The sequence below is a fragment of the Paenibacillus sp. T2-29 genome (genome assembly GCF_052921365.1).
In genome coordinates, this window is record NZ_JBREVE010000001.1 from 515374 (window position 1) to 535419 (window position 20046).

Genomic DNA, 20046 nt, shown 5'->3' on the forward strand with positions numbered 1-20046 from the left:
ACATACATTATGGCATTGGACGGAATCGTAACCCGCGCTATCGTACACGAATTGCAAGCCATCCGGGGCGGGCGCATTAATAAAATACATCAGCCAAACGAACGCGATATCGTGCTGAACCTGCGGGCACAAGGTGGGAGTGTAAAACTGTTGCTGTCGGCTAATCCGACATTTCCGCGTGTACATTTTACAGAGCAAAGCTTTCTCAATCCGACAGAAGCTCCCATGTTTTGTATGCTTCTTCGCAAACATTGCGAAGGAGGCATTATTGAGAACATCGCGCAGGTGGGCATGGAGCGCATAATTCATATGGATATACGTCAGCGTGATGAGCTGGGGGATATTTCATTTAAGCGCATTATTATTGAAGTAATGGGGAGACATAGCAACATTATTTTGCTTGACCCGGAAACAGGTGTGATGCTGGATGGCATTCATCATGTCACACCCTCTATCAGCAGCTATCGGGTCGTTATGCCAGGCTTTCAATACACAGAGCCTCCTGAACAAAACAAGCTAGATCCACTAGAAGTCGAAGAAGCAGCCTTCTTTTCCTCGTATCAAGCAGCCATTGAGGCGGAAGAAGCTCCCAAACGCTGGATCGTGAACACTTTTACCGGACTTAGTCCCCTCATTGCTGAAGAGATACTAATCCGAGCATCTGATGAAGAAGCTTCTGGTGACAAGGATCGTCGACTGTGGAGGGCATTCAGTGACATCATGGATGACGTGCGGAATCATCATTTTCAGCCGGTATCTGGACTGAACGCACTTGATAAAGTAATATTTTCAGCCATCCCACTGACGTTGATCCAAGGAGAACGTAAGGAATACGCTACCATCAGTGAGTGTATGGAGGACTTTTTCGGCGAAAAGGCAGAAAGGGACACGGTTAAGCAAAAGGTTAGCGACCTACTGCGGTTTCTGCAAAACGAGCGGAGCAAAAACGTAAAAAAACTCGATCATCTCCATCAAGATTTGGCCGAAGCAGAAGATGCCGATCAATTTCGGATTTACGGAGAGCTGCTGTTCGCTTCACTGCATGAGGTAAAAAAGGGTGACAAGGAAGTAACACTCACTAACTTTTATGACGAGGAACAGAGTGCGATCACCATTCCATTGGACCCGCTGCTCAACCCTTCAGATAATGCACAGCGTTATTTTAAAAAGTACAACAAATATAAAAACAGCCTGGCTGTTATTGACGAGCAACTAGAGAAGACTCACGATGAAATTCGTTATATGGACAATCTTCTTCAGCAGCTAGCCCATGCCTCTATCAACGACATTGAGGAAATACGTGAAGAACTGGTTCAGCAGGGCTATCTTAGAGATCGGGTTAAAAAAGGAAAGAAAAAGAAGAAAAATGACCGTCCGACCTTGCATGTATATACATCATCCGAAGGCATCGAGCTACTGGTTGGCAAAAATAACTTGCAGAATGAATATGTGACCAACCGACTGGCCGGACCCAATGACACGTGGTTGCATACAAAGGATATTCCAGGGTCACACGTCGTTATTCGTGCCGAGAAATTCGGAGACGCGACGTTGGAGGAAGCAGCTCAACTGGCTGCCTATTTCAGCCAAGCCAAGCAGTCCAGCAGCGTACCTGTAGACGCCACCTTGATTCGACATGTACGCAAGCCCAGCGGAGCAAAGCCCGGCTTTGTCATCTACGATCATCAGCGTACGCTCTTTATCACACCTGATGAGGAACTGGTCAAAAAGCTGCCGAACCGCATCAAAAACGGCTAGGTCCCACCAGCATATGGAATCCACATAAAAAGCCCTTTGTCCTTTGCACGATACACTTCTGTGTTCCATGCGGTAGGCAAGGGGCTTTTTCATTTACTTTTGTCCAACAGCAGCCTTTCTCAACTCCTCGACGACCTGACCGTCCACACTACGGCTACCCAGATCGCCGTGGAAAATCACACCTTGGCGTGCACCGTGAAAATCCGAGCCGCCCGTTGCGATAAGCCCATAATGCAGCGCCATTGCAGTATATCGTCTCTCGGCCTCAGCATCATGATCCGAATGACGCACCTCCAACCCTACAGGCTTCGCTGCCTCTATTATGGAGCACACCAGTTCGTCATTTCCATACAAGCCAGGGTGGGCCACTACAGGCACTCCTCCTGCTTCACGAATCCAGCTTATAGCCTCCGCAGGCTCTACACGGGGTACAGACACGTATCCGGGCGCACCTTCTGCCAAGTAACGATCAAACGCATCCCGCATATCCTTCGCGTAACCTTTTTGAACCAGGGTATCTGCCATATGCGGACGTCCAATACTTTCATCCGGCGCTAGTGGTCTGCCCATTGTAGCCACCACCTCATCTAGCGTGATTTCCACGCCCAAGCTACGCAATTGACTCAAAATCAAATCATTACGGGTATCCCGCGCCTGTCTCAGCTTTTCCAACCGTTCCAAAAACATTTTATTACGGTAATCCATAAAATAACCTAATATATGAATATCTTTGCCGCCAGCACGTGTACTGATTTCCACACCCGGCACCACGGTCATTCCAATGCGTCTTCCCTCCTCCAAGGCTTCCTCCAAACCGGCCACCGTATCATGATCTGTAATAGCCACACCGGCCAGCCCTTTTTCCTTCGCCCAGTGCACATTATCAGCAGGTGATTGCATACCGTCAGATGCTTGGGTGTGTGTATGTAGATCATATCGTTGCAAATTATTCTGTTCCTTCATCATGCAGATTCTCCTCCTCTTCATCTCTAAAGCTTGTCCTACGAGTCCTCGAATACGTCCATTCCCTGATCATGACGACGCAAGTAAGACAGAAAAGTTACTACCGGGATCGGCAACAACGCTGATTTCAAATGAATTGCATAAAATTCTCGTTTGAAGGTAATATCTGAAATATTTACAATTTTCAATAACCCAAGCGCAACCTCATGTTTGACTGAAGAAGGTGACAGCATAGTAATCCCCAGTCCTGCCTCTACCGCTGATTTGACCGCTCCAGTGCTGCCCATCTCCATTACAATATCAAGTCGAGAGGCATCCGCACCACGATTTTTCAGCCCGTCTTCTATGACTTGGCGTGTACCAGAACCTTTTTCTCTGGCTACAAAGGGATGCTTGAATACATCTTCTAAAACTACTTTTTTGGCCTTGGCCAGCACATGCCCCGAAGGAACAATCAGCTTCAGTTCGTCCTGCATCACAGATTCTACCACAATATCCGGGTGTTGAACCGGGGCCTCAATCAGCCCTAAATTCAACTGGTGCTTTAGTATATCATCCATAATTTGAGTCGTATTCATTACATTCATTGCCATGCGTATGTGAGGGTACTCCTGACCAAACGGTCCCAACATTCTTGGCACAATGTATTCACCAATCGTTAGGCTGGCACCAATATGCAATCTTCCCTCCAGCATGTGAGTAAAAGCAGACATCGCTTCGTCAGCTTCCCTGATCAGTTGCATACTTCTTTTTGCAAAAGGCAGTAATGTCGCTCCTGCCTCCGAAAGCTCAATTTTTTTAGTCGATCGGTGCAGCAGCTTCGTGCCAAAATAATCTTCCAAAGACTGAATTTGCATCGTCACCGCAGGTTGCGTCATATGCAGCGCTTGCGCCGCCGCCGAGAAGCTTCCGCGCTCTGCTACGGTATAAAAAATGTGCAGCTGATGAAAGTTCATACTGACCAGCCCTCTCCCCTCTGATCTCCTTATTTTAACATAAGAAAAACATCTGGCGAACAATTTCCGAGTAAATTTACCGAAATGGGGAGTTATATGCTTGCAAAATAAAAAAGCATGCAGCTGATAACTGCATACTTCTACTCAAACTCGACGTTGTCAATGTGCCCGCTTTCTAATGGAACCGTCCGTCAAATCACCGTCTATTTTTGCTTACGAGTGCTTTTCATCAGTGTCATGCGCCGTGAATGGCGTAGCCATGAATAGTAGGACTTCAAGTCCCTTAATTCGATAGTCTCTGACATCCGACCCAAAAAGGTAATAATAATCATCTTATGAAGCGGATTCCCCGCAATGTCCATCTCACCTGGCAACTCACCAAATTCGGCGACAACGACCAGATCACCATCAATTAAATATACATCCTCTTCATTATGATAGTAGGACTCCATCCTGTTTTGCTTCAGGCACTCCCAAAGCCAGGCGGCGATATGATTCGTCTCGGACTGTTTCTGCTCTACCCGATCTAAATAACGTGTTTTCGCATGATTTGTAATCACGATATCGGCGACTTTCTTATCGCCCATCTCCACGTAGAACGGTTCGTATGTACTCCATCGCTGCATTGCCTTGTCACGCACGGGATCACTCTCCCCACCAGATAGGTCTTTATATCTACCAATATATTCATATGTTACCTCAACAGACCCGGGACTACAAGTTACAAAATTGAAGTTTATGGGTGTTTTTTAAAGAATTTTTAGGTCTAACAGCATTAAGATTAGTATGCAAAAGTCCTGGCTTCACAAAAAAAAGCCAGCCCGTAGGCTGACCTTTTTCAAGAAATTTGAATGTATAGACAATCAAAGCTTATATTTCATATTCTTTCATCTTTTCCTTATCGTCGTTGTACTCCGTCCTAATCTCATTTCGGAAAGAGCGCTCAACCTTACGTACATAGGAAAGTCTGCGAATATTTTTAACGGTGTCCTCTGCCCGATCCGCATTCATATAAATAACTACATAATGCATACGCTTTGAAATATAGTGGACATTTCCGTATTTCTCCAGATTGCGGGCAGCCTTGATATCGCTTACCCAAATGATGTACCCTGTCCGCTCGGCAAACATTCGCTTCATCTCCCCTCCGTATCATTCCTATGGCCTATCCGCAGGAGCATTTCCCTCCGCTGCCGCATCCGCCCTTTTTCACATTCGGGTCGTTGCTCGGCACCTTAATGGTTTCGGACACGGAATATGCAATCGTTTCAGACATGGCATGAAGCATATCATCCAGCGCCTTTTCGGCTCGCTTGAACTCCTTAACAGCCTCAAATTGTTCTAGCTCCAGTTCAACGGCCTGCACTGCGTCCTTCGCTTCATGATAGTTGGGATGAAAATGCCCAAAACGCTCCGTTTCAGCGAAAAGCTCCTTTTTGGCATCCAGCTTGCGTACACACGCCTGAATAGACGGGTTCAATTCCACACGCTGCTTCCAATATAAATAATCCGATACCTCAAAGGACCGGTTGACCATATCGCCCAATTCATAGGCGTTAATAAGCACTTCTGCCATATTGACCGTGTTCAATTCGGCTACGCTCATGAATGTCATCTCACTTTATATAAAGTTCTACCCAATAAAAGTAGACTCATTTATCATACCACATCCTTCTTTTGAGAAGAAGGAGTTTCATGCACTTCCTGACACGACTATGTAAAAGGAACCAACAACCTCATATCGGACCAATCCCTTGGCTGCAAGGTCGCACGAGAAGGTGTTTCCTCATCCATTCCTGAGGCGTACCAGCCTGTGACACTCCAGGGATCGCCCGAAACCACCGATTCCGGTATCCATTTAACCTCTTTCCCACTAATGCGCAATCCCACCGCCGCCTGCCAACGGATCGCTTGCTCCATCAACTGCCTGGAAGTGGACGTATGGTAACTCCTCCATTCTTTTGTCCATGAAGAGGGTACTGTAGATCTTTCCGGGAAATAGTCAGACGGATCAGGCAGGGTGTGCTCTTGTTCATAAAAATGCAACGTGCGCCCTGTGTAAACCAGACCAGCTCTTCCCTCTTGCGAAAATAGGGAACGGCCGGCTTCTAGGTTCTCTGTCTCCGTCAAAAGTGGATAATGATGAGCTGGCTCATCCGCACCTTTTGGCTCAAGACGCGGACTTAATCCAATTGCAGCGAGCGCTTTTCGTATTTTGTCAGCAGAGCGTACCGGGATAATAAAATCTTTGTCGCCGAGTCGCTCCAGTAATCCTTCTAATGCAGGATGACGCGCAACCATGTCCGCATCCTCCTGAGTACCGCATCGCAGAAGTGTTACCGTCGCAAAAGCCGTTCGTCCGACATCGCCTGTCCACTGCTCTACTGCCAGCCGTACATGTTCTGGCACCCCTGTCCGACTGTACTTGTCCAAAAGAGCGGGAATCGCCTTGGCCTCCATGCCCAGCTCGATTGCCTCTGTAATACTCTCTCTGGTGATCCGATATACTACCAACCGGTCTCCTGTCAAACGCTGACAGCAGCATTCCAATCGCCAGCGCACATCATATGCGACATCTGGCGGTACCAATATTTCAAAATCAGGCTGCACATAAAAGGCACCTTGCTCTTGATAAGTATCCTCGTCATGATAGGGACGAAGCAGATCTGTCGCAGAGACATTCCAGCGAAAACACAATTCGCCTGATGTGGTCTGACCCCAATCCCCCATTCCAAAAGCCGTCAGGGCCTTCAACCAACCCTTTATATCTTCCATAAAAGGTTCATTAAAATTAAAATCAGATACTGTTTCATCCGCAAGCCCATCGAGGTTTGCGATTGTAGGAACAATGTCTATAAGGGTACTGTTTGTGGAATCATCTCCCTTTAAACGATTTTGCGGCATTAAGCCTACCTGAAGCATCCATTGCAGCAGATACTGAATAGATATCCATCCGTCTGTTCCTACATACTGCGAGACGGCACACAGCATATAGCGAAAATGCTGTATGGGCGCTTCAGCCTTGCCGTACCTTTCCATGAGAGTGGCAAAAATATGCTTGCGCATTTGCCCAGCAGACAAACGAATCCATATCGCCAGTTCCGCTTCCTGAATACGGAAAGACACAGTTTCTTTCACTAACAGCCCCAAACTGAGTAGTAAATCGATCATGACCACCGTTTGTACTGGATACAGCTCGGCATGCGCATAATGTAACCCAAGTCCCTCCAGGTCCTCCGGACGAAAGGGGGTCAGTTCATTTAACTTTTGCAATGACCGCTTATGTATGGTTCCTTTGGCCGTCAAAGGAATTCCCTGTATCGCAATACGTGACAACACATGCAGTAACTCTGACTCCAGTCCAGTCATTGCTTCATGTACCGTTATCGGATGATCCGTATGTATCTCGTTCATTGGAGTTTGCTCTAACAACATATCGTACAGAGCGGGTAGTCGATCAACCGGAATGTATAAAATCCGCTCACCCCACGATTTGGTAACTGCCTCCAGCCACCCCCGGGTGCGAAGCCCATGCAGTGCCAGTTTTGTTTCGACTCCGCTTAAGGCACCTTGGGTAAGCTGCACAGGCTCCTCTTCCCTCATAGGCTGTGCAGCATGCCGGATAAAGCATCGTTTAAGCACCAGCAGTTCATCCGCTGAAAGCTCATTATAGCTGCCATGTGTATTCGTTACGCCCATCCTTGATTAGGCCTCCTTTTTCTTTCCACCATCTTCTGTCCCATCCTCCTGGCTTCTGCTAGCCATTGTCCTATCAAACCTGCGAACCGCATATTCATAGCCCTGCTCAATCAGAAACAGCTGACGACGTGCTGCAAAATCCATCTCCTTACTGTTCTCTGTCACTAATGCATAAAAATAAGCTTTATTCTCTCCTGGCTTTGGTCGTAAAATGCGGCCAAGTCGCTGCGCTTCTTCCTGACGGGAGCCAAAGCTACCCGATACCTCTATGGCCACCGCTGCATCCGGCAAATCCACCGCAAAGTTCGCCACCTTGGATACCAATAGGGTTTGAATACTACCCTTGCGAAACGCATCGAACCAACGCACCCGCTCACTCTGAGTCATGGATCCCGTAATCAGTGGAACGTCCAGCTCCTGAGCCAATTTACGTAACTGGTCTAAATATTGACCAATAATAAGCGTGGGTAGCCCCTTGTGTTTCTCCATCAGACTGCGTACTGCCTCCAGCTTAGCCGGATTTTCGGCTGCAATTCGGTATTGCTGTCTGCCTTCAGCGCGCATACTTCGCTCCAAAAGGTCAGCGGTCATAGGCAAACGCAACTCTACACAATCGACCTGAGCAATCCAGCCCTGTCGTTCCAGTTCCTTCCACGGCATATCGTACCGTTTGGGTCCAATTAAAGAGAACACATCCCGCTCACACCCGTCCTCTCGAACTAACGTGGCTGTTAAACCCAAACGACGGGTAGCCTGAATATCAGCCGTCGCTCGAAATACTGGCGCAGGCAGCAGATGTACCTCATCGTAAATAATGAGTCCCCACTTCCGCTCACTCAGCAGCTTCATATGTTCAAACTCTCCGTCTTTGGTGCGACGATGCGTCAAAATCTGGTAGGTTGCCACCGTTATCGGTCGCACCTCCTTTTTCTGACCACTGTATTCCCCGATAGAATCGACAGGAATATTCGTCTTTTGCTTCAATTCTTCGATCCATTGCCGCACAGAGATAGTATTAGAAGTTAAAATAAGCACCTCGCACTGAAGTCGATTCATCACTGCCATACCGATCACTGTTTTTCCGGCTCCGCATGGGAGCACTAGTACACCACTCCCCCCTAAGCCGTCTGTGCCTTCAAATGCATCAGCAGCTTTCAGCTGGTAATCACGAAGCTGCAACTCCGTTTGTCCCTTCCTCAAGGTAAAACGAAGCAGATTCCCCTCAAGATAACCTGCCGTATCCACAACGGGATATCCCAAGCGAGTTAATTCCTGCTTGAGCAAGCCACGATTTTCGGGCGGTACGGATGCGCTTGTCTTATTGGTGCGAAGCAAACCAAGCTGTTTTAGCTCTTTCTTGTTCAATAGCTCATCCAGTAAAGTTGGAGTCTCTACTGCCAAGATCAAGTGATCACCTATTGTGTATGTGTTGGCTTTCCTCGTCTTTGTATCTCTGTCTGACTCTTGCTCATCACGATGCGCGTCAATCGTATCTGTGCCGTAAGTTTGTTCTTCTTTTGCACTCGCCCGTGACAGCGTCAACGTCCCATAACGAGAAACAAGCTGTTCAATATCCTTCAACAAATCACGCGGAATATCCCAACGGGACATAGCGTGCAAACTATTTTGAATGTCCTCAGCACTCCACCCGAGAGCGGCTGCGTTCCAGAGCGACAATGGAGTAATGTGATATGTATGAAAAGCGGACGGACTTTTTACCAGCTCCGCATAAGCCTGCAACTGTGAACGGGCCCATTCCGAATCGGGCAAACCCATTTCCAGCAGAACGGTAAAATCACGTTGTACAATACAAGGATGATCGGGATTCATGACTACCTCCTGACACTCAAAAGTTCTATAATAAATAGCTTATCCGTTTATTCGGATATCAACCGGAATAGCAAGGAGTTCAACCCACACTCGGGTTGAACTCCTGATCAGAAGCTCGGGATAACGACCGTCCCAAACTGGTGCCTACTATATTATCCTTCTAGTGAACCTGCTCGGAAATTTGGCTAAGCGCCTCTCCAGCGTTGTCTGCAAAAATATTACGAACCGCCAAATCTCCGATCGAAACAATCCCGATCAGACGGTCTCCTTCCGTCACGGGCAAACGACGGATTTGCTGCTCTGCCATCAGTTCAGCTGCCTGGTCCACCGACATGTCCACACTAGCTGTACGAATACCTGTCGTCATTACCGCATCAACTGAGCTAGAACCGGAATGCTTGTCCGCATAACCACGAACGACAAGGTCACGGTCCGTTATTACACCGATCAACTTGTCACTGCCTTCTCTTTCCACAACTGGGATAAAACCAGTATCATTGTCCTTCATTTTGACTGCAACCTCATAAATATTGTCTTGTGGGGTCACCGTTACACATTTTTTAGTCATAACTTCCTGAACCTTTTTCATGGGTACTCCCTCCTTTTCAAGAGTAGGGTACCCCATTTCATTCAGCTCATACTCCAGATTGGACCGTTCCCAATTTAGCTCGTATTAGCCGTTAATTGCCCCTGCTTTTCGTTCCGCTGCGTATCCGGTAGACATGGCAATAAATAAACGAACCGCATTAATCATGGCAGCCTCATCAAAATCAAATTTTGGATGGTGGTGCGGATAAATTGCACCTTTGGCCGGATTACCCGCCCCTACGAACATAAAACAACCTGGCACACGTTCCAAATAATACGCAAAATCTTCGGCAGGCATCAACTTTGGCGCTTCCTGTACATTCCCCTCGGCGAACACAAGCTTTGCTTCCTTAAAAAAGCGAGATGCTTCTTGCGTATCATTAACAACTGGCGGGTATCCCATAATGTAACGAATCTTTGCTGATGTCCCATATGTTGCTGCTGTAAGCTCAGTTACCTCATGCAGTCGCTCCTTCATGACCGTCCGGGTCTGCTCATCAAACGTACGAATGGTTCCACTCAAGCGACAGGTTTCCGCAATTATATTTTGCGCAGAGCCCCCCTCGATGGTTCCCACCGTCAACACAGCAGGACTTAACGGGTCGACTGAACGGCTTACGATACTCTGCAGTTGCATAACAAGAGCTGAGCCTGCCACCACACTATCATTTGTAGATTGGGGCATACCACCATGTCCACCCTTACCTGCAATTTCAATATAAAAATCGTCGGCCGCCGCCATCAACGGCCCTGCACAACTCGCAGCGGTCCCGACCGAGAATGGTGTCCATAAATGGATGCCATAAATAACTTCCACACCTTCCAGTACACCATCTTTGATTACATTGACCGCACCTCCAGGCAACAATTCTTCCGCAGGTTGGAACAAAAATCGGATTTCTCCTTCCAGCTCATCGCGGTTCAGACTGTAATAGTAAGCTGTCCCAAGCAATACGGACGTATGTCCGTCATGTCCGCAAGCATGCATGGCCCCATCCACGGTGGAGCGATATTCACACTCCTTTTCATCCTGAATAGGAAGAGCGTCCATATCGGCGCGCAACATAACAACAGGTCCAGGTTTGGCACCACGAATGGTACCTACAACACCGTGTCCCCCTACCTGTCGACGAACATCTAATCCCCAGCTTTCTAGCTTATCCGCTACAAAAGCGGCAGTTTTACTTTCCTGAAAAGAAATTTCGGGATTCTTATGTAAATGTCTACGCCACTCTACCATGTTTTCTTGTAATTGATCGAACCAGGTTTGGTCCATCGCCTGTTGTGTCATTATGTTCCACCTCTCCTTTTAAAACATCGGGCAAGTTTCCGATAAATCATGCAGCTTTACCACGTATGCGCCGTTTCTCTCAAGCCTTTATTTTTATCCTATTGTAGCAGATATGGAATTGTTGTGATATCTGTTGCTCCAGATGGTTGCAGAAGCCTATCAAACATACTATGATAAAATGGATAAACGATAAAATGATAAACGTCTGCGAGGAATGTACCTTGCGGCGAATACCGGGGGAAGCTGATATGAGAAATACGAAGCCGGAGACTCGAAGAAGAGGGACACCGGATTTCCAATTGCTGATCCTCACTTTGTTGCTGGTTGGATTCGGTGTAATCATGGTATTTAGCTCCAGCTCCAGCGTAGCTCTGCTGAATAAAGAATACAATTTTGACTCTTTATATTTTGTGAAGCGCCAAGCCGCATTTGCTGTACTTGGACTCTTCATTATGTTGGTAGCTATGAATATTAAGATGGAAAAATATAAAAAGCTTTTTGTGCCTTTATTTTTCATAACCATATTACTGCTAATCATCGTTCTTTTTACAGGCTCTCTGAATGGTGCAAAAAGCTGGCTCAGATTTGGTAGTATTGGCTTCCAGCCAACGGAACTTGCAAAAATCTCCATCATTCTTTACTTATCCGCGCTGATTGTCAAAAAAGGAGATCGATTTAGAGATTTGCGGACTGGCTACATACCTGTAACTGTCATTGTAGGCTCTGTCGCAGGACTCATCATGCTTCAACCAGATTTAGGCTCCTGCTTTATTTTGGTAGCCACCAGTGGCCTGATTATTTATGCCGGGGGAGCCAGCGTCAAACACATTACCGCATCAATCATCCTGCTCGTGCTAGGCGCTTCCATCGTATTTGGTATTGGGTCATTGTTTGGAGGAGATTCCGAAAGCGCAAATGGACAAGCTACTGCTGCCAAGCAAGATTATAAAATCGGACGCTTTCAAGCCTTTCTTGATCCTGAGAAGTATAGACAAGGAACGGGATACAATCTGGTGCAGTCTTTGCAAGCTATTGGCGAAGGCGGCTTAAACGGATCAGGATTTGGTAAAGGCATTATCAAGCTTCATTATTTGCCCAATTCATTTAATGATTTTATCTTTTCTGTCATTGGTGAAGAGTTTGGATTTATCGGAACAGCCATTTTCCTAATGCTATATTTGTATTTCATTTGGCGAGGCATGCTCATTGCTCTGCGTTGCCATGATCCGTTCGGAACGTTGGTGGGCACTGGCATCATGGGTTTGATCGCCATTCAGGCCTTCATTAATATCGGCGGAGTAACCCAAACGATTCCAATCACTGGCGTAACCCTTCCGTTTATTAGCTTTGGTGGTTCCTCCCTGCTTGTTATGATGTTCTCCATGGGCATCATGCTCAGTATTTCTCGTGAGAACACCAAACAAGCAGTGCAAGAACGCACTACAGGGGTAACTGTCCGTAATGAAGTCCCTACTCGCTTTCAAACTCGTAGAACCAATCGTTACCGCTAAAAAAAGAACTTCCATATAGCCACTAACCACGGTGGCATTGGAAGTTCTTTTTTTGTATATGTATATAACTACAGGTCCGTCTGCAAAATGTTATCCAGCAGATTCACAAAACGAAAACTGGCGTTTTATAACCACCAGTTTTCGTGTAACTTATTCGGATTATCGCAGGGAATTCCCGGCATCTATACCATTGGTGAAAAATGTCCATTTAGCATGTGATGGGTCTATTACACTGCATCGTCCTTGAAGGCGACACCTTCCACTTTTACGTTCACTTCCACGACCCGCAATCCCGTCATACTTTCGACGGCTTCTCGCACATTTTGCTGAAGAATTCGGGACACCTCATGAATAGGTGTTTCGTAGAGCACGATAATACGTAGATCAATGGCAGCTTCCAGTTGTCCAACCTCCACTGATACGCCCTTTTGTACATTTTTACCGCTCAGCCTTTTGGCCCAGCCTTCCGATAAGCCGCCTGACATTGCAGCAATGCCTGGTGTCTCTAATGCGGCCATCCCGGCAATTTTTCCTACGACATCGTTGGAAATCTTGATGTTTCCTGCTTCCAGTTGTTGAATTTGCTCTGCCATGACCTATGTCCCCCTTCATCCATCCTTTATTTGTATTGTAAAGCCTCAGCCACTCCAAATGCAAACCTTACGTATAAAAACATCGTTCGTTTACAACCTATATCATTTTGGGTATATTAATTTAGAAAATCCATACAAGTGACAGTATTCACCAAACTTGTACACAACTATTGATATCGAGGTGCTCTTCATTGAAAAAATGGTTATCTCCCGCTTTGCTCCTAGCGACATTTGCTCTTAGTGCAGTCGCTCATTACACACATTGGAATGCCATAGCCCAATTTGTCATTTGTGCGATTTCTGTTGTATTCGTAGCCGGTTTTCTCGGTAGGGCGACTGAAAGTGTTGCTCATTATGCTGGTCAACGTTTAGGTGGATTCTTAAATGCCACCTTTGGTAACGCAGCCGAACTGATCATCGCCATTTTTCTCGTCAAAGAAGGTCTTTACGATATGGTAAAGGCCAGTCTTACCGGTTCGATCATCGGCAATCTGCTGCTGGTGCTCGGAGCGAGTCTGTTTGCTGGCGGTTTGAAATATAAAGTACAAAATTTCAATATATCGCTGGCTGGATTAAGTGGCTCCCTGATGATTGTGGCTGTTATTGCCTTGTTCGTTCCAGCTGTCTTTCTGAACACGCATGTGATCACGGATAGCGAGTCAGATACACTCAGTCTTATCGTTGCAGGCACGCTTATTGTCGCGTATATTGCTTGGCTTATTTTTTCTATGATTACGCATAAGGACTATTTAGCTGACGTGACCGAACAAAAAGATGAAGAATTGCCGCATGAGCATGCCCCTGTATGGTCTAGAAATAAATCCATTGCCTATTTGGTACTCGCTACCGTTATGGTCGCTTTTGTCAGCGAATGGCTGGTAGGTACACTAGAAGTATTTACGACTCAATTTGGACTCAGCGAATTGTTCGTGGGTGCATTTCTTGTCGCTATTATTGGTAATGCGGCCGAACATAGCGCTGCCATTTTACTGGCTATGAAGAACAAAATCGGTGCATCTGTTGAAATTGCTGTCGGCAGCAGTTTGCAAATTGCCCTATTCGTTGCCCCTGTGCTGATTTTTGTCAGTTACTTTATGGGAAACACGATGAATATTGTTTTCACAACCATTGAATTGGTAGCCATTGCCGTCGCTGTATTTATCGCCAAATCCATCACCCAGGACGGATCAACCAACTGGTATGAGGGACTTATGCTGCTGGTAGTGTATGTATTGTTAGGTGTATCCTTCTTCCTTGTGTAGCTTCCAAAGTTTTAAAATGTAGATTAAATTGTAGTGATTGCTTCGCGTTTTATTTAATCTCCTGATCACTATTGCCCTTGAATTTTTAAGACAATATAATCCTGTAAGCTGTTAAAATTCAAGGGCAAAGGTGAACGCTAAAAAGCGACCTCTCATCCTCTTTTTAAAAAATGGCATCAAAAAAAGCATGCTCTCAAACTTCGCATGCTCTCATCAATTCAACCGTCTTCCTAATTAGCCTTATTATTCATGGCCTCATATAGAATAGCCAGATTGCGTTCCAGCTCACTGACCAGCTGTTTACCTACCATTTCCGGAAGAAGTCCGGCGCGAACCGCAAAATCCACTTCCTTGGAAAATCCGTACATCTGAGTATCCAGCACTTCCTCATAGAGAGGGCAATAACGGGTTGCCAGATTCTCCATCTGTACTTCAATAAGCTTCTTTATTTTATCTGCATCTTCCTGAAGCAGATTAATGGCCTTGATATTCAATTGTTCCTGCAAATCAGATGAAGTCATGGATTCTTCCCCCCTATGTCTCAATGTCGCACAAGACGTCCTAACCTTAATATTAGACCAAATTGCAGGCTAATACAAGAACCTGACAAAAAAAGCATCCCTACAGTTACAGGTAGGGATGCTTTTGCTTCCTCAATAAGTTAGGTGGCTACTGAAATGTGCAGCCCGTGCTTCTGGAACACCTCAATAATCGCTTTTTTGGCTTCCTCTGCGTCAGGTCCGTGAACATGCAGCTCATAACTGTGACTGCTGACCAAGGTCGTAAACAAGCCCAGTATACTTTTCACATCAATATACTTATTTTCGGAATGAAGGACGATGGAAGAAGTGAATTTGCTCGCCGTCTGTGCAATTTCAACAACCGCCGCATTATTGTTGGACATAGTGAGATCCCTCGCTTTACTGGATTTTCATATATCAATGCTCATTCATTATGATACATTGAAATCGCTTTCTCAGCAAGAACAGATATCGTTATTTCAAGTTTTCAGGATTTAACGGCTCCAGCTCAGGCAGCACAAAAATACCGTCCTTACGGATTAAAACATCATCAAAATAAATTTCACCGCCACCATATTCCGGACGCTGAATCAATACCAAATCCCAATGAATCGAAGAACGGTTACCGTTATCCGCCGTTTCATAAGCTTGACCTGGTGTAAAATGCAAGCTACCAGCAATCTTCTCGTCAAACAGAATATCCTTCATTGGGTGTAAAATGTGTGGGTTAAACCCGATGGCAAACTCGCCAATATAGCGTGCTCCCTCATCGGAATCGAGAATATCATTTAACCGCTTGGTATCGTTGCTTGTCGCTTCCACGATTTTACCATTTTCAAAACGGAATTTAACATTCTCAAAGGTAATTCCATTATATAGGGTTTGTGCATTATAGCTAATGGTTCCGTTAACTGAATCACGTACAGGCGCGCTATATACTTCGCCATCCGGAATATTGCATTGACCCGAACACTTAATGGCTCCGATTTGCTTGATAGAGAAGCTTAGGTCAGTACCTGGACCGCTGATCCGTACTTTGTCTGTCCGGTTCATCAGGTCTGCCAATGCATCTTGAGCCTTGTCCATTTTCGCGTAATCCAGGTTACATACATCGAAATAAAAATCTTCGAATGCTTCAGTGCTAATATTGGCCAGTTGAGCCATGCTGTCATTCGGATAACGCAGCACTACCCATTTGGTGTGTTTCACTCGTTGTTCGCTATGTACCGCATGCTGATAAATGGAATTATACATTTTCATTTTATCTTCCGGTACATCTGACAGATCATTTACATTTTCGCCTGCACGAATTCCGATGTAACAGTGCATTTGTTTCATCCGGTTGAGGTCAATTTCAGCCCAAGTTTCCAGCATTTCCTTTGTTGCATTGCGAAGCATAGCGCTCTGAACCTTACGATCTGTAAGCTGAACAAAAACATTTCCGCCTTTTTTACCAACTTCATGAATGATGGTGTTAAGCAAGTCACGCTCTGTACCAATCATTTCGATCAATACATTTTCTCCAGGCTGCACTTCAACAGAGTAACCTACCAGATTTTCCGCCAGCTTAAGTATTCTAGGATCTTTCATGTAGTGTCTCTCCTTCTTTATTTCGCTCTTTTTGAACAACGGTTAATTCAAATCCCATTGTATCATGCCCGCTCCGTTACTTGTAGTCCTCAAAAGCAACTCTGGTTATCAGAGCCTCTTGGTGCAGCTTTTCATTCGCAACTTGTCGGGAAATTCGGCATTCTGACGACAGCTTTAAAGGCAAACCCGTCTGGCGGTCTATAGTTAAATGGTACACAGTCCGCACATTGGAATGCTCCAGCTGATTGTTCATATCCTCACAACTCTGCTTCCATACTTGACTCAGCTTTTGTTGCAGCTCTTGGTTCGTTTTTGTATGCTGCGTTTTTAATATCCTGATTTGAGGATTTAACGTATTCATTTCTTCCATTAAACGTTCTTTCAACCAACGCTTTGCTGAGGCAGGTTCTGGTTCAATCCTCACCATCCAAGTTCCCCGGGCAGCTCCCTTTTCCATACGAATGCTCTTATTCAGTGTGTTTAATTCCTCAAGCTCCTGTATCGGATTGAAGCGATTTAACATGCCATTTTGAACCATAGAAGTATCCCCAGATGTCAGCGCAATCCATTTTCCATTTTGACGAAGAAACCGTTCATGTGTAACACCAGGCTCAAACTTATCTTCTTTCAGTGCTACATAGTCGCCTTGCTTACGCAAAGCCTCTGCAGATCCCCAGTGCATGATTAGTTCATCGTGATTTTTTAGCTTCCCGCGATATTCAAACTGTTTAGTCGTAGGCAGGCCGTCAGTTCTGATTCTAGTCTGTCCGATAAACGTTATCCTCTCTCTGCCAGCCATTCCTGCAACAGCTCTTCTAAAAATCTGCTCAGGAGTATATTGCCGATCCAGTGCACAACCGCTTAACACACATATAATCAGAAACATACAGCCCCGCATTACCCATTGCTTTCTCCAATGCATACCATCATCCGTCCTATCCTAAACATGACTATAAATCATGATAAAAATTCTGTTTCAGAACATCCAGGTTATAGCTATGCTTAGGATTACCTGTCTACAATCGGTTATGCAAAACAAAAAGAGAACATTCCCTAAGGAATATTCTCTACATATCGCCTACATGATCAATAACTATACGATTACGTCCTTCATTTTTCGCTTCATACAAGGCCATATCAGCCCTATAAAATAAAGATTCGATGCTGATTTGCTCGTCCAGCCAGTTCCATTCGGCAATCCCGCAAGAAACAGTCACCTGAGGATTAGTTTCATGCTGTACACGGCTACGTATTTTTTCTGCATATCCCAGTGCCTGTTGAACCCCCAACTGCGGCAAATAAATGGCAAGCTCCTCTCCGCCCCATCTGGCACATACATCCTCATCACGGGTCGCCGAGCGAACAATATTGCTGACGCTTTTCAGAATTTCGTCACCCGTCTGATGGCCATACGTATCATTCACCTGCTTGAATTGATCAATATCAACCAAAATAAGAGAGCCACAGAAATCCTTTTCCTGATGTTCCTGAATAATTCGGTCTACGTAATGACGTACATACAAACCTGTTAACATGTCCATATTAGCCAGACGCCGCACCTCGGCATGCAGCATAGCATTGGTTACGGCCAGTCCGATATGAGGAGCTAGCATTTGCAGCATCTTGTAATTATCGTAAGAAAAAAAATGTGGAAGCTTGCTCGACAATAATATAACCCCTCTAGGAGTCCCCCTGTTCTTCATAGGCACAGCCATCAAAGACTGAGAGTCCGTTGTATCCATAAACCGAGAGGATATCTTCCCATCCTTTCTATAGTCAGACACAATCACGGGTTCTCCTGTTTTGCATATCAGTCCAGCAAATCCACCTTCACGAGGGTAACTCTCCAGCTTTAAACTTTCCACATTGCTTGACATCACCCTAAAACAACTTCCATCCTGATCCAGCTGCACAATACAACAAAAGTCGGCCATGAACATTTTTAATAATTCCTGCACGGCAAACTCAAATATTTCATTTAATTTCAGGCTCTGATTCAAACGCTGAACCAACTCATTAATGAGCCGTAATTCATGGATAAGTACATTCGATTGCTCCAGCAGCTTCGCATTTTCAAATGCGGTGCCAGCTGTATCTGCCATCATCGCAATCAGCTCTACGTCCACTTTTTCCATACTATCCGCACCTGCCGGAAGAATCATATGGAAAACACCATATACGCCCTGTTTGCCACGTAACGGGATACCGATTTCAGTTATTTCATCTTGTGGACCGGCAGGCTCATTCACAGCCATTTGCCCTTTCATAAATGCACGGACACATACATCCTCGTCCCGTTCATGTAGCAACAAAGGCTTGACCTGAGGATTTCGACTGTGCCGATCCTGACTCATATACAACGTGATATCCACATGGGGAAACAAATAGGCGATACTTCCAAATACTTCATCCAGCACGCCTTCTACATCAATCTTGTCATGCATCCGTTTTACAATCTGAAACAAAATAGAGCGGCGTCTGCCTTCGCGTTCGCTCCGATTCTGCATCCCTAGGATATCTTCCATAAATATATACTCAAACTTCGAGTAAAAGCAGGATCTAAAATGCAAAGAAGCCACTAACAATGCGTCCTGATTCGAGACAAAATGTTGAGCAGGCCGTGTAAAACGAAGAGCGGCGAAAGGCTCTCTCTTGTAATTGCGGCATAGTATGGGAACCATATATACAAATGCAAGGCTCCCATCTCGAAGTTTGCGCTGGCTCACTTCCATCTCTCTAGATATGCAACAACGCTCGACCAACTCTAAATCCTCTTCATCATCCTCTTCCCTACCAGCAACCCGAACACCTGTAAAATTAAAGACAGCAGTATACTCTTCACTGATCCAGGATATACCATTGCTCTGCTGTAACCAATTCCGATATCCTTGGACGAGAAGCTGATTAATATAGGGGTAATCATAGGGTGTCATATCCATGTTCTGGAGCCAGGCAAAAGACGTATATCCTTTATCATCAAACAGCGGAGCACCGCTAGCCTGCACTGTTTTACTGTCAAGCGTTTGCTGATCCGTTGTTGAAAATTCCGACATATTAAGGCGCTCCTTCACAGCAAAATTAGCTGTACCAAGACAGCGGCTATACACCACTATAGCTCATAATATGATCTATTTTACTCTCAACTTTAGAAATTTGCATCCATTTTTCAGAAATTCGTCCCACCTTTTTAGTTCTTAAGCCCTATCGACAAATTTTGACGTTTTCATTCTTTTTCTCTACTTGACATTGACCCACTATAACATATAATATATATTATTGAAAAAGACTGTACGGCAGAACTATCTACTGTGCGGATCTTAAATTTTGGGCGTAACAGTTTGTGTCACCCTCATCTTATTTGTTGCTGACAGGACAGCGGCTGAACTTTTCTGTCAGTAGTGCGTCTCACCTTCTAGGTAGCGCCGAACAAATTGGAGCGCAAAGAGAGCCCCAACTCAAATTTTAATTATGAAGGAGTTAACTC

General features: G+C 45.5%; 18 protein-coding genes. 3 read left to right on the top strand and 15 right to left on the bottom strand.

Going from position 1 to position 20046, the window contains the following annotated elements; genetic code table 11:
- Positions 1 to 9: 9 nt before the first annotated feature.
- Positions 10 to 1758: an Rqc2 family fibronectin-binding protein gene (locus tag ACU1JV_RS02875; protein ID WP_413986606.1), complete on the top strand. Its 1749-nt coding sequence runs from the start codon at positions 10 to 12 to the stop codon at positions 1756 to 1758.
- Positions 1759 to 1851: 93 nt separating this feature from the next.
- Here ACU1JV_RS02875 and ACU1JV_RS02880 read toward each other — a convergent pair whose 3' ends face one another.
- From ACU1JV_RS02880 to ACU1JV_RS02920, 9 genes are all read right to left on the bottom strand, one after another.
- The gene (locus ACU1JV_RS02880) at positions 1852 to 2721 is read right to left on the bottom strand and encodes a PHP domain-containing protein (protein WP_413987580.1); all 870 of its coding nucleotides are present in this window, start codon (positions 2719 to 2721) and stop codon (positions 1852 to 1854) included.
- A gap of 38 nt (positions 2722 to 2759) precedes the next feature.
- A complete protein-coding gene (locus ACU1JV_RS02885; RefSeq protein WP_040103406.1) occupies positions 2760 to 3677 on the bottom strand; it encodes a selenium metabolism-associated LysR family transcriptional regulator in 918 nt (305 codons plus the stop codon).
- Positions 3678 to 3880: 203 nt separating this feature from the next.
- Complete coding sequence (locus ACU1JV_RS02890) at positions 3881 to 4318, bottom strand: hypothetical protein (protein ID WP_013371860.1); 438 nt, start codon at positions 4316 to 4318, stop codon at positions 3881 to 3883.
- 229 nt (positions 4319 to 4547) lie between these two features.
- Positions 4548 to 4808, bottom strand: coding sequence for a YlbG family protein (locus tag ACU1JV_RS02895; RefSeq protein WP_017427798.1), 261 nt, complete (start codon positions 4806 to 4808; stop codon positions 4548 to 4550).
- 34 nt (positions 4809 to 4842) lie between these two features.
- Positions 4843 to 5283 carry a YlbF family regulator gene (locus tag ACU1JV_RS02900; RefSeq protein WP_013371862.1) on the bottom strand — a complete coding sequence of 147 codons (441 nt, stop codon included), beginning with the start codon at positions 5281 to 5283 and terminating at the stop codon, positions 4843 to 4845.
- A 107-nt stretch (positions 5284 to 5390) separates the two neighbouring features.
- On the bottom strand, positions 5391 to 7376 hold the full coding sequence (locus ACU1JV_RS02905) for a helicase-associated domain-containing protein (protein WP_413986607.1): 1986 nt from the start codon (positions 7374 to 7376) through the stop codon (positions 5391 to 5393).
- Positions 7377 to 7382: 6 nt separating this feature from the next.
- Positions 7383 to 9206 (bottom strand): DNA repair helicase XPB, encoded by a 1824-nt coding sequence (locus tag ACU1JV_RS02910; RefSeq protein WP_413986608.1) that lies wholly within the window; start codon positions 9204 to 9206, stop codon positions 7383 to 7385.
- Between the two features lie 160 nt (positions 9207 to 9366).
- The gene (locus ACU1JV_RS02915; RefSeq protein ID WP_025365208.1) at positions 9367 to 9795 is read right to left on the bottom strand and encodes a CBS domain-containing protein; all 429 of its coding nucleotides are present in this window, start codon (positions 9793 to 9795) and stop codon (positions 9367 to 9369) included.
- 84 nt (positions 9796 to 9879) lie between these two features.
- Positions 9880 to 11085 carry a M20 family metallopeptidase gene (locus ACU1JV_RS02920; RefSeq protein WP_413986609.1) on the bottom strand — a complete coding sequence of 402 codons (1206 nt, stop codon included), beginning with the start codon at positions 11083 to 11085 and terminating at the stop codon, positions 9880 to 9882.
- 248 nt (positions 11086 to 11333) lie between these two features.
- On the opposite strand from ACU1JV_RS02920, the gene ftsW reads away from it, so the two are divergent.
- Positions 11334 to 12596, top strand: coding sequence for a putative lipid II flippase FtsW (ftsW, locus tag ACU1JV_RS02925; RefSeq protein WP_040103401.1), 1263 nt, complete (start codon positions 11334 to 11336; stop codon positions 12594 to 12596).
- Positions 12597 to 12823: 227 nt separating this feature from the next.
- On the opposite strand, the gene ACU1JV_RS02930 is transcribed toward ftsW, so the two are convergent.
- A complete protein-coding gene (locus tag ACU1JV_RS02930) occupies positions 12824 to 13189 on the bottom strand; it encodes an Asp23/Gls24 family envelope stress response protein (protein WP_013310912.1) in 366 nt (121 codons plus the stop codon).
- A 191-nt stretch (positions 13190 to 13380) separates the two neighbouring features.
- Here ACU1JV_RS02930 and cax point away from each other — a divergent pair, with 191 nt between their 5' ends.
- The gene (gene cax, locus ACU1JV_RS02935) at positions 13381 to 14451 is read left to right on the top strand and encodes a calcium/proton exchanger (protein WP_025675467.1); all 1071 of its coding nucleotides are present in this window, start codon (positions 13381 to 13383) and stop codon (positions 14449 to 14451) included.
- A gap of 230 nt (positions 14452 to 14681) precedes the next feature.
- Here the strand turns inward: cax and ACU1JV_RS02940 are convergent, their stop codons facing one another.
- The 5 genes from ACU1JV_RS02940 to ACU1JV_RS02960 all read right to left on the bottom strand — a co-directional run bounded on the left by ACU1JV_RS02940 (position 14682) and on the right by ACU1JV_RS02960 (position 19615).
- Positions 14682 to 14972, bottom strand: coding sequence for a YlaN family protein (locus tag ACU1JV_RS02940; protein ID WP_007431028.1), 291 nt, complete (start codon positions 14970 to 14972; stop codon positions 14682 to 14684).
- Between the two features lie 140 nt (positions 14973 to 15112).
- A complete protein-coding gene (locus ACU1JV_RS02945) occupies positions 15113 to 15355 on the bottom strand; it encodes an HPr family phosphocarrier protein (RefSeq protein WP_013371869.1) in 243 nt (80 codons plus the stop codon).
- Positions 15356 to 15446: 91 nt separating this feature from the next.
- Entirely contained in the window at positions 15447 to 16562 is a 1116-nt protein-coding gene (locus ACU1JV_RS02950) for an aminopeptidase (protein ID WP_413986610.1), read from the bottom strand.
- A gap of 76 nt (positions 16563 to 16638) precedes the next feature.
- Positions 16639 to 17460, bottom strand: a complete 822-nt coding sequence (locus ACU1JV_RS02955) for a hypothetical protein (RefSeq protein ID WP_025675465.1) — start codon at positions 17458 to 17460, stop codon at positions 16639 to 16641.
- A 169-nt stretch (positions 17461 to 17629) separates the two neighbouring features.
- Entirely contained in the window at positions 17630 to 19615 is a 1986-nt protein-coding gene (locus ACU1JV_RS02960; protein ID WP_413986611.1) for a sensor domain-containing diguanylate cyclase, read from the bottom strand.
- Positions 19616 to 20046: the final 431 nt, after the last annotated feature.